Below are 11,350 nucleotides of genomic sequence, written 5' to 3' on the forward strand. Positions count from 1 at the left end.
CACCCTCCACCCCCACACCCCACCCCCCCACACCCCCACACCCCTCCCCACCTACGCCTTCCAACACCACCGCCACTGGCTCGACGCCGGGCAGCCCACCGCCGACGCCGCCGTCTGGGGACTCACCCCCACCGGCCACCCGCTGCTCGGCGCGGCGCTCCCCCTCCAGGGGAGCGAGGCCCGGCACTTCACCCATCGCGTCAGCCCCGGGAACCACCCCTGGATCGACGGGAGTTCCGGCCTCTTCCCCGCTTCGGCGCTGGTGGAGACCGCGATCCGGGCGGGCGACGAACTCGGCTCCACCCTGCTGGAGGAGCTGACCCTCACCCCGCCGCCCCTCGTGCCCGTACAGCTCCAGACCACCGTCGAGCCCACCGAGCAGGAGCACCGGCACCGCGTCACCATCCACGCGCGTCCGCACTCCGCCGGGGACGACGCGCCCTGGGCGCTCTGCGCCGAGGGACATCTCAGCTCGAAGGCCCCCAGCGACGCGGCGGCCGACCGGGCGGGCGCGAGCGGCGGTTCGTACGAGGTGTGGCTGCCCGAGCGGGAGGCCCGGGACGCCGAGGGCTACGGACTGCACCCGGCGCTCTGGGACGCCGTACTCCTCGGCCAGGCGGCCGATGCCGCGCCCGGGCACACCGCCGTGCCCGTCGCATGGCGCGGGGTACGGCTGCTGGCGGCCGGCGCGCGGGCCGTGCGGGCCCAGGTGGCGAGCGCCGGCGCGAACGCGGTGTCGATCCGTCTGACCGACGAGTCGGGCGGTCTGGTGGCCACCGTCGAGTCCGTGACCTTCCGCGATGTTCCGGACGCGCCGACGGACGAGAGCGCGCCCAGGGAGCCGAGGAGCGCCGCCGCCCCGACCGCCCGGCGGCGGGCCGGCGCGGCGGAGGGCGCGCCGCGACCGCTCGCGGAGCGGCTGGCCGTCATGGACGGGACGGAGCGGCACGAGGCCGTGCTCGACATCGTGCGCGCGGTGGCGGCGGCCGTGCTCGGCCACGCCGACGCCGACTCGATGGAGGACGACCGCTCCTTCCAGGAGCTCGGTCTGACCTCGCTGACGGCGGTCGATCTGCGCAACCGGCTGGGGCAGGCGGTGGGGCTCGCCCTGCCGGCCACGCTGGTCTTCGACCACCCCAGCCCCGCCGCCGTCACCGGCCATCTCCTCACCCTGATCGCGCCGGGCCCGGCCGCCGCCGCCCCGCAGTCGCCGCTCCAGGAACTGGACCGGCTGGAGGCGGCGCTCGCCCTGGCGTCCGAGGACGACGGGGACCGGCCGGCCGTCACCGCGCGGCTGCGCGCGCTGCTGTCCCGGCTGAACGGGACGGCGGAGCCCCGGGGAGGCGAGGGCGCGGACGCGCTCGATGACGCCTCGACCGCCGACGACCTCTTCGCCTTCATCGACAACCAGTTCGGCCCGACGGCGGGCTGATCGCCTCCACCGTCACCGATCAGCCCCGCCCCACCGCCGCCGTCGCCGTCGCCGTCGTCCAACAGATACGGGTGTCACACACATGTCCAACGAAGAGAAGCTCGTCGAATACCTGAAGCGGGTGACGGCCGATCTCCAGAAGTCGCGTCAGCGGCTGGAGGAGCTGGAGTCCGGGGCCGTGGAGCCGGTCGCGATCGTGGGCGCGGCCTGCCGCTTCCCCGGTGGGGTGGAGTCTCCCGACGATCTGTGGGAGCTGGTGTCCGACGGGCGGGACGCGATCTCCGGCTGGCCCGCCGACCGGGGGTGGGACCAGGGGCTCTACGACCCGGAGCCCGGGAAGGCCGGCCGGTCCTACACCCGGGAGGGGGGCTTCCTCGACGGGGCGGCCCTGTTCGACGCGGAGTTCTTCGGCATCTCGCCGCGCGAGGCCCTGTCGATGGACCCCCAGCAGCGCGTCCTGCTGGAGACCGCGTGGGAGACCGTCGAGCAGGCCGGGCTGGACGTCCACGCGCTGCGCGGCAGCCGTACGGGGGTGTTCGTCGGGGTCGTGGAGGAGAGCTATCTCGGGCTGAACGCGCCCGAGGAGTTCGAGGGTTACCTCATGACCAGCAAGCTGAGCAGCGTCGCCTCGGGGCGTATCGCCTACGCCCTGGGGCTGGAGGGTCCGGCGGTCTCGCTGGACACCGCCTGCTCCTCCTCGCTGGTGGCGCTGCATCTGGCGGTCCAGTCGGTGCGCTCGGGCGAATCGGCGCTGGCGCTGGCCGGCGGGGCGACGGTGAACGGGGACCCCGGCGGATTCGTGGACTTCTCCCGGCAGCGGGGTCTCGCCGCCGACGGGCGCATCAAGTCCTTCTCGGCCGGGGCGGACGGCACGGCGTGGGCCGAGGGCGTGGGGCTGGTCCTGCTGGAGCGGCTCTCCGACGCGCGGCGCAACGGGCACCGGGTGCTCGCCGTGATCCGGGGCTCCGCCGTCAACCAGGACGGCGCGTCCAACGGGCTGACCGCGCCCAACGGGCCCGCCCAGGAGCGCGTCATCCGGCAGGCGCTCGCCAACGCCGGGCTGCACACCTCCGACGTGGACGCGGTCGAGGCGCACGGCACCGGCACCCCGCTCGGCGACCCGATCGAGGCGCAGGCGCTGATCGCCACGTACGGCCAGAACCGGCCCGCCGACCGGCCGCTCTACCTCGGCTCGCTCAAGTCCAACATCGGCCACACGGTCGCGGCGGCGGGCATCGGCGGCGTCATCAAGATGGTGCAGGCGATGCGGCACGGCACCCTGCCCAGAACGCTGCACGTCAGCGAACCGACCCCGCATGTCGACTGGAACGCGGGGGCGGTCGAACTCCTCACCGACGAGCGGCCCTGGCCGGAGACGGACCGGCCGCGCCGCGCCGCCGTCTCGGCGTTCGGGGTGAGCGGCACCAACGCGCATGTGGTGCTGGAGCAGGCCCCCGCCCCGGCGCCCGCGCCCGTCCCGGTTTCGACGGAACAGCCTTCCGGGGAGGCCGGGGAGGCCCGGGGCGCGGTGCCCTGGGTGCTCTCGGCGAAGACCCCCGAGGGGCTGAGCGCCCAGGCCCGGCGGCTGCTGGACCATCTGCGCCGCCGCCCCGAGCTGTCGCCCGCCGATGTCGCCCTCTCCCTGCTGACCACCCGTACCGCACTCGACCACCGGGCCGCCGTCGTCGGCTCGACACGGGACGAACTGCTCGAAGCGCTCGAAGCGCTCGCCCGGGACGAGACGACCCCCGCCGTGCTCCGCCCCGAGCGCACCCCCCGGGGCGGCACCGCCGTGCTCTTCACCGGGCAGGGCAGCCAGCGCCCCGGCACGGGGCGTGAGCTGTACGCGGCCGAGCCGGTCTTCGCCCGCGCCCTCGACGAGGCGGCCGTCCATCTCGATCCGCATCTGGAACACCCGCTGCTCCAGGTCATGTTCGCGGACGGGGACTCGCCGCTCGCCGCCCTGCTGCACCGCACCGAGTACACCCAGCCCGCGCTCTTCGCCCTCGGCACGGCCCTCTACCGGCTGGCCGAGCACCGCGGGCTGAGCGCCGATCACTTCCTGGGCCACTCCATCGGCGAGATCACCGCCGCCCATCTCGCCGGGGTGCTCGACCTCCCCGACGCCTGCACCCTGGTCGCCCACCGCGCCCGGCTGATGCAGTCGGCCCCCGACCACGGCGCGATGGCGGCGCTCCAGGTCTCCGAGGAGGAGGCGCTGGCCCTGCTCGCCGGTCTCGACCCCGCGACCGTGACCGTGGCCACCGTCAACGGCCCCCGATCCACGGTGATCTCCGGCGACGCGGACGTCGTCGAGAGCGTCGCCGAACGGCTGCGCGCCGAGGGCCACCGGGCCAAGCGGCTTCCCGTCAGCCACGCCTTCCACTCGCCCCACATGGACGGGATCCTCGAAGAGTTCCGCGCCGTGGCCGAGGGGCTCACCTACCACCCGCCCCGTATTCCGGTCGTCTCCAACCTCACCGGCCGCCCCGCCGAGGGCACGGACCTCCGCACCGCCGACTACTGGGTGCGCCAGCTGCGCGGGGCCGTCCGCTTCCACGACGGGCTCCGGCATCTGGCGGAGCAGGGGGTCACCGAGTACCTGGAGAGCGGGCCCGACGGCACCCTCACGACCCTCGCCGAACACGGTCTGGACCAGCGGCCGGCCACCCTGCTGCCGCTGCTGCGCCCGAAGCGCCCCGAGACCGTCACGGCCGTCGCCGCGCTCACCCAGCTGAGTCTGCGGGGCGCGGGAATCGACCTCACGGCGCTCCTCCCCGGGGCTTCGGCGGTGCCGCTGCCCACCTACGCCTTCCAGCACCGGCGCTACTGGCTGGACGCGGACCACACCGCGACCGACCCCGCCGCCTGGGGGCTCACCCCGACCGAACACCCGCTGCTCGGGGCCTCGGTGCCCGTCGCCGACCCGGACACCCGTCTCTTCGCGGGGCGGGCGGTGCCCGAACAGCACCCCTGGCTCACCCGGTACACCCACCGCGACAGCCCTCTCCTGCCGGCCTCGGCCCTCATCGAGACCGCGATCCGCGCGGGCGACGAACTGGGCTGCACCCGGCTGGACGAACTGACCCTCACCCCGCTGCCCCTCACCCCCGGCACCGCCCTCCAGCTCCAGACCGCCGTGACACCCGGCGACCGGCCCCACCGGCGCAGGATCACCGTCCACGCCCGTCCGCGCACCCCGCGTCCCGAGGCCGCCCCCTGGCGGCTGTGCGCCGAGGGCGTGGTGAGCTTCTCCGGGCCGGACGAGCCCTTCGAGCTGACGCCGTGGCCCCCGGCCGACGCGGACGAGATCGACCTCGCAGCGGGCCGGGAGCGGCTGACGGACGCCGGACTGTCCTACGGCCCCGGGCTGCGCGGAGTGAGCGCCCTGTGGCGGCGCGGCGACGAGATCTTCGCCGAGGTGCGCGGGGACGAGGAGACCGGAAGCGCCGCCCGGGGCTTCGGTCTCGACCCGGCGCTCCTGGAGACCGCGCTGAGCGCGGCGCTGCTGGCCGGGGATCCGTTCCTCCCGGACGGCGGCACGGCCCCCGTGGTCGGCCGGTGCGAGGACGTACGGCTGCACGCGACCGGCGCGACGGCGCTGCGGGTGCGGCTCACCCGTACCGGCGAGAACACCGTCCGGGTGCTGCTGGCCGACCGGTCGGGCCGGCCGGTGGCCTCCGTCGGATCGCTGGAGTTCCGGGTGCCCGGCGAGGGGGAGATCGGCGACGGCGCGGAGCCCGGCGGCTCCCTGTTCGCCGTGGAGCAGCGGCCCCTCTCCCTCACCGCCCCGCGCGGGCCGCTGCGCTGGGGGGTGCTCGGCGCGGAGGGTGTCGAGCAGGCCCCGCCCGGCGCGGAGCCCTTCGCCACGGTGGCCTCGGTACGGGAGGCGGTGGCGGCCGGCCGGAGCCTCGACGCGGTCGCCGTTCCGTGGACGCCGGGGACCGAGGTCGGGGCGGTCGCCGCGCACCGGGACGCCCTGCGGGCGCTGGAACTGCTCAAGGAGTGGCTGGCCGAGGACGCCCTGGACGGCACCCGGCTGGTGCTGCTGACCCAGGGCGGCTCGGCGGGGTCCGCGGGATCGGGCCGCTCGGGCCGCTCGGGCGGCGAGGCGCCGGACCTCGGGGCCGCGACCGTGCACGGACTGGTCCGCTCGGCGCAGGCGGAGGCCCCCCGGCGGATCACCCTGATCGACACCGACGGCCGGGCGGAGTCCCGGGCGGCGCTCGGCGCGGCCCTGCTCTCGGGCGAGCCCGAACTCCGGCTGCGCGCCGGGGAGGCATCCGTGCCGAGGCTGACGAGGGCCCTGGCGGACCCGGGTGCGGACGCGGACCCGGGTACGGTGTGGGACCCCTCGGGCACCGTGCTGATCACCGGCGGCACCGGCGCGCTCGGCGCGCTCTTCGCCGAGCACCTCATCACCCGGCACGGCGTCACCCACCTCGTCCTCACCAGCCGCAAGGGACCCGACGCGCCCGGCGCGCGGGAACTCCACGACCGGCTCACCGGACTCGGCGCGACCGTCGCCGTCACCGCCTGCGACACCACCGACCGCGGTCAGCTGGCCCGTCTCCTCGGGGACATCCCCGCCGACCGGCCCCTCACCGGGGTCATCCACGCGGCCGGCGTCACCGACGACACCCTCATCGGGACCCTCACCCCCGAGCGGCTGCGCCCCGTCCTCGCCGCCAAGGCCGACGGCGCGTGGCATCTCCACCAGCTCACCCGGGACCTCCCCCTCACCGCCTTCGTCCTCTTCTCCTCGGCCGCCGCCACCCTCGGCGGCCCGGCCCAGGGCAACTACGCCGCCGCCAACGCCTTCCTCGACGCCCTCGCCCACCACCGCCGCCGCCAGGGGCTGGCCGCCGCCTCCCTCGCCTGGGGCCTCTGGGACCAGCCCACCGGTCTCAGCAAGCACCTGGACCGGGCCGACTTCCAGCGGATCGCCCGCACCGGGCTGCGCCCGGTCGAGGAGCGCACGGGACCGGCCCTCATGGACCGGGCGCTGGCCACCGGCGGGGCCGCGCTCGTCGTGACCCCCATCGACACCGACGCGCTGCGCGAGAACGCGGCGCGCGGCCCCCTGGTCCTCACCGGCCTGGTGGGCACGCCCGCCCGGCCCGCCGCCGACAACGAGGCGGGCGGCGCGGGCGGTTCGCTCGCCGAGCGGCTCGCCGGGCTGGACGAGGGCGGGCAGTACGAGGCCGTGCTCGCGCTGGTGCGCTCCGAGACGGCCGTCGTCCTCGGCCACCGGGACACCGGCGGCGGGACGGTCGCCGCCGACCAGCCCTTCCGCTCGGTCGGCTTCGACTCCCTCACCTCCGTCGAGCTGCGCAACCGGCTGAGCGGCGCGGCCGGCACACGGCTCCCCGCCACCCTGGTCTTCGACCACCCGACGCCCGCCGCGCTCGCCGGGTATCTGCGCGAGGTGCTGGTCTCGGGCGCGCCCGTCGCCGCGCCCGGGCTCTTCGTGGACTTCGCGGCCGAGGTGCGCCTCGGCGACGACGTCCGCCCGGCGGCCGAGGTGACCGAGGCGGTGACGGACCCCTCGGCGGTCCTGCTCACCGGCGCGACCGGCTTCCTCGGGGCCTTTCTGCTGCGCGATCTGATGACGACGACGCGCGCGGCCGTGCACTGCCTGGTCCGCGGTACGAGCGCGGACCAGGCTCTTGGCCGGATCCGGTCGAATCTGGAGTGGTACGGCATCTGGGACGAGATCGACCCGGCCCGGCTGCGGATCGTCCTCGGCGATCTGGAGCGGCCCCGGCTGGGGCTGACCGAGGAGTCCTTCGACGCGCTGTCGCGGTCGGCCGACGCGGTCTACCACGCCGGTGCGACGGTCCACTGGCTCCGTCCCTACGGCGAGCTGCGGGCGGCCAATGTCGGCGGCACCGAGGAGATCCTGCGGCTCGCCGCCCGCCACCGTACGGTCCCCGTCCACCACGTCTCCAGCGTCGGCGTCTTCCCCGGCCCCGTCGTCGAGGGCGAACCGGTCCGGACGGACGACCCGACCGGTCCGCCGGAGTCCCTGCCGACGGGGTACGTCCAGAGCAAGTGGGTGGCCGAGCGCCTGATCGACCTCGCCCGGGAGCGCGGACTGCCGGTCTCCGTCTACCGCGTCGACGTCATCTCCGGCGACCAGCGCGGCGGGGCCTGCCAGACCCAGGACTTCGTCTGGCTCAGCCTCAAGGGGCTCCTGGAGGCCGGATCCGTCCCCGAGGGGCTCGCCGGCTCGGTCCACGCCGTGCCCGTCGACCATGTGAGCGGCGCGATCCTCGCCCTGTCCCTGCGGCCCGAGGCGACGGGCCGGACCTTCCACATCTCCAACCGCGACAGCCTCGAATTCCCCGCGTTCCTGGCCCATCTGCGCTCCGCCGGGTACTCCCTCCCGGAGAGGCCCTGGGAGGAGTGGCGGCGGGAGGTCGAGGCGAATCCGGAGAACCCGATCAATCCGCTCATGGCCGCCTTCGAGGCGATGGCCTCCGACAGCTCCCGCTTCTATCCGGAATTCGACGTCACGGACACCGAGGACCTCCTCAAGGGCAGCGGGCCGGTCTGCCCCGCCATGGACGGGAAGCTCTTCGCCAAGTACGTCGACTTCTTCGTACGGGTGGGCTACTTCCCGCCCGCGGGCGAGGCCGCGCCCCGGACCTGATTCCTTTCCTCCACCAGCCCGGCGAACGGCCGGCCGCGATCGACGCGGCCGGCCGTTCTCGCGTACGGAGACGGCCGTCTCCCGGGCGATCGCCTCGGACGGGAACGGCTTCCCGGGGAGTCGGCGGTCCGGGTCCGGGTCCGGATCGGAGCACGCCTTCGTCACCCGGCGCACGGAGGTTCCCGCACCGGGCGGCACTCCTCTGCCGGTCTCCCGGCGGGGTACGACCGCGTTGACGGACCCCGGGCCGCTCGCCGCGCCGGGCGGGTCCACGGGTGTCCGGACAGGCCGGAGGGCCTGCCGCCACGGTGTCGCCGTGGCGGCAGGCCCTCCTGCGTCCGTTCGGGCGGGGCTCAGTCCAGTTCGTCGAAGAGGGCGAAGAGTTCCTCGTCGCTCGCGCCGTCGAGTTCCGTCTCCCCCTCGCCGTCCCCGGCGGGGCCGGTGCCGGCCGTGTCCACCGACTTGAGGAGTTCCCGCAGCCGCCCGGAGACGAGCTTCCTGGTCTCCGGGGTGTCCGTCGCCGCGGTGAGCCGGCCGGTGAGATCGGCGAGCTGGGCGAGGACGGTGTCGGTGGGCGAGGCCTCGCCGACGACCAGTTCGTCCCGGAGGTGTGCGGCGAGCGCGGCGGGCGAGGGATGGTCGAAGATCAGCGTGGTGGGGAGGCGGAGCCCGGTCGCGCGGTTCAGCTGGTTGCGCAGCTCGACGGCGGTGAGGGAGTCGAAGCCCAGCTCCTGGAAGGCGCGGTCGGCGGTGATGCCGCCCGGGGTGGAGTGGCCGAGGACTCCGGCGACATGGGTGCGGACGAGATCGACCAGGAAGTGGTCGCGCTCCTCCGGGCCGAGGGTCGCGAGCCGTTCGCCGAGCGGTATGTCGGCCGCCGCGCCGGCGCCGGCGGCGGCCAGGACCCGGCGGGCGGGGGGTCCGGCCAGCCCGCGCAGGATGGGCTGGAGGCCTTCGCCGCCGGCGCGCAGGGCGGCGGCGTTGAGCCGGGTGACCGCGAGGACGGCGGTGTCCGCGCCGCCCGCCGCGTCGAAGAGGGCCATGGCCTCGGCGGAGGGGAGCGGAAGCAGACCGGTCTTGGCCAGCCGCCGCAGATCGGTCTCCTGGAGCGCGCCCGCCATGGTGTCCGCGCCGCTCCACAGGCCCCAGGCGAGCGAGAGGCCGGGCAGGCCCCGGGATCGCCGGTGTCCGGCGAGGGCGTCCAGGAAGGTGTTGCCCGCCGCGTAGTTGGCCTGGCCCGCCGTGCCGAGCAGACCGGCCACCGAGGAGTAGAGGACGAAGGCGGTCAGCTCCAGGTCCTGGGTCAGTTCGTGCAGATTCCAGGCGGCGTCCACCTTGGGGCGGAGCACCTTCTCGAGCTGCTCGGGGGTCATCCGGGCGGCGACGCCGTCGTCGAGGACGCCCGCCGTGTGCACGATCGCGGTCAGCGGGTGCTCTTCGGGGATCGCCTTGAGCACCGCGGCGAGGGCCTCGCGGTCGCTCGCGTCGCAGGCGGCGAAGACGGCCTGTGCGCCCAGCTCCTCCAGTTCGGCGGCGAGTTCGGGCGCTCCGGGCGCGGCTTCCCCGCGCCGGCTGAGCAGCAGCAGTCTCCTGGCCCCGTGCCCGGTCACCAGATGCCGGGCGAGTACGCCGCCGAGCGCGCCGGTCGCGCCGGTGATCAGCACCGTGCCGCCGTCCCAGCGGGGGCCGTCCGCCGCCGGTCCGGTGGAGACCCGGGCCAGCCTGGGCGTCATGAGCGCCCCGGCGCGCACGGCGAGCTGCGGCTCGTCGCTCGCGAGGGCGGCGGCGAGCAGCGGTGCGGGAAGGGCGTCGTCGCCGTCCTCCAGGTCCAGCAGGGTGAACCGCCCGGGGTTCTCGGTCTGGGCGGACCGGACGAGGCCCCAGACTCCGGCGTGTGCCAGTCCGGTGACGTCCTCGCCGCCCACCGCGACCGCGCGGCGGGTCACGACGACGAGCCGGGAGTCGGCCGTCCGCTCGTCCTCCAGCCAGGCCCTGATTGCGGCCAGCGCGGTGAGCGCGGCGCTGTGGGCGCTCTCGGGCAGCGGGATGCGGTCGGCCGGGTCGGCGGGGGCGGCCAGCGGCAGCAGCACGGCGGCGGGCGGCGGGCCGGCCGCGTGGAGCGCGGCCGGGTCCGGGTGGCGGACGGCGTCGGGCCCGAGGTCGAGCGGGCCGTGGCCGAGCACCGCGTACGGGACGGGGCGCGGGGCGACGGTCTCCTCCAGCGGGGTCCATCCGACCTGGAGGAGACCGTCGACCGGGGTGCTCGCGGCGCGCAGCGCCTCCTTGGTGAGGGGGCGCAGCGACAGCGATCCGGCGGCCACGGGGGTGCCCGCGCCGTCGGCGGCGGAGACGGCGACCTGGAGTGCGTCGCCTTCTCGCGCGGTCGTGGAGAGTCGTACGCGCAGGGCGGTCGCCCCGGTCGCGTGGAGGCTGACCTCGGACCAGATGAAGGGCAGCCAGGACTGGCCTTCGGCCTCGGCCACTCCGGGGAGCAGCGGGTGGAGCGCGGCGTCCAGCAGGGCGGGGTGGATGCCGAAGCCCGCCGTGCCGGCGGTCTGTCCCTCGCCGAGGGTGACTTCGGCGTACAGCTCGTCCTCGCGCTTCCAGACGCGGCCCAGTCCCTGGAAGGCGGGCCCGTAGCCGTAGCCGGCCCCGGCGAGCCGTTCGTAGGCCCCGTCGAGGTCGATCTCCTCCGCGCCCGGCGGGGGCCAGACGAGGAAGCGGTCGGCGGGGGCGAGTCCGGGGGCGAGTGTGCCCTGTGCGTGGCGGGTCCACCGGTCCTCGCCGTCGCTGTCCCCGTCGCCCGCGGCGGCGTACACGGAGACCGGCCTGGCTCCGGAGTCGTCGGGCTCGTCGACCACCACCTGGACGCGGGTCTCGGTGCGCTCGTCCAGCACCAGGGGCGCGGTCAGGGTGAGGTCTTCGACCAGGTCGAGGCCGACCTGTTCGCCCGCCTTGAGGACCAGGTCGAGCAGTGCGGTGCCGGGCAGCAGCACGGTGCCGTGGACGGCGTGGTCGGTCAGCCAGGGGTGGGTGCGGCGGGAGATCCGGCCGGTGAGGAGGTACGCGTCACGGTCGGCGAGGCGCACGGTGGCCCCGAGGAGGGGGTGGCCGGGAGCGGTGAGACCGAGGCCGGAGGCGTCCGCAGCCTCGGTGCTGCCTTCGAGCCAGTGGCGGTGGTGTTGGAAGGCGTAGGTGGGGAGGGGTGTGGGGGTGTGGGGGGGTGGGGTGTGGGGGTGGAGGGTGGTGAGGTTGATGGGGGT

The 11,350-nt window shown here is 75.7% G+C and carries 3 protein-coding genes; 2 read left to right on the plus strand and 1 reads right to left on the minus strand.

All coding sequences use genetic code 11. The features are described from left to right. The coding region (locus ABD371_RS35470) for a phosphopantetheine-binding protein (RefSeq protein WP_344486809.1) at positions 1-1,432 on the plus strand (1,432 nt) is incomplete at its 5' end. 82 nt (positions 1,433-1,514) lie between these two features. Beyond that, on the plus strand, positions 1,515-8,087 hold the full coding sequence (locus ABD371_RS35475) for a type I polyketide synthase (RefSeq protein WP_344486812.1): 6,573 nt from the start codon (positions 1,515-1,517) through the stop codon (positions 8,085-8,087). 353 nt (positions 8,088-8,440) lie between these two features. Here the strand turns inward: ABD371_RS35475 and ABD371_RS35480 are convergent. Then, positions 8,441-11,350 (minus strand): type I polyketide synthase (locus tag ABD371_RS35480; RefSeq protein ID WP_344486815.1); only part of this gene is annotated, 2,910 nt, incomplete at its 5' end.

It is taken from the genome of Streptomyces amakusaensis (genome assembly GCF_039532665.1).
GTDB lineage: Bacteria > Actinomycetota > Actinomycetes > Streptomycetales > Streptomycetaceae > Streptomyces > Streptomyces amakusaensis.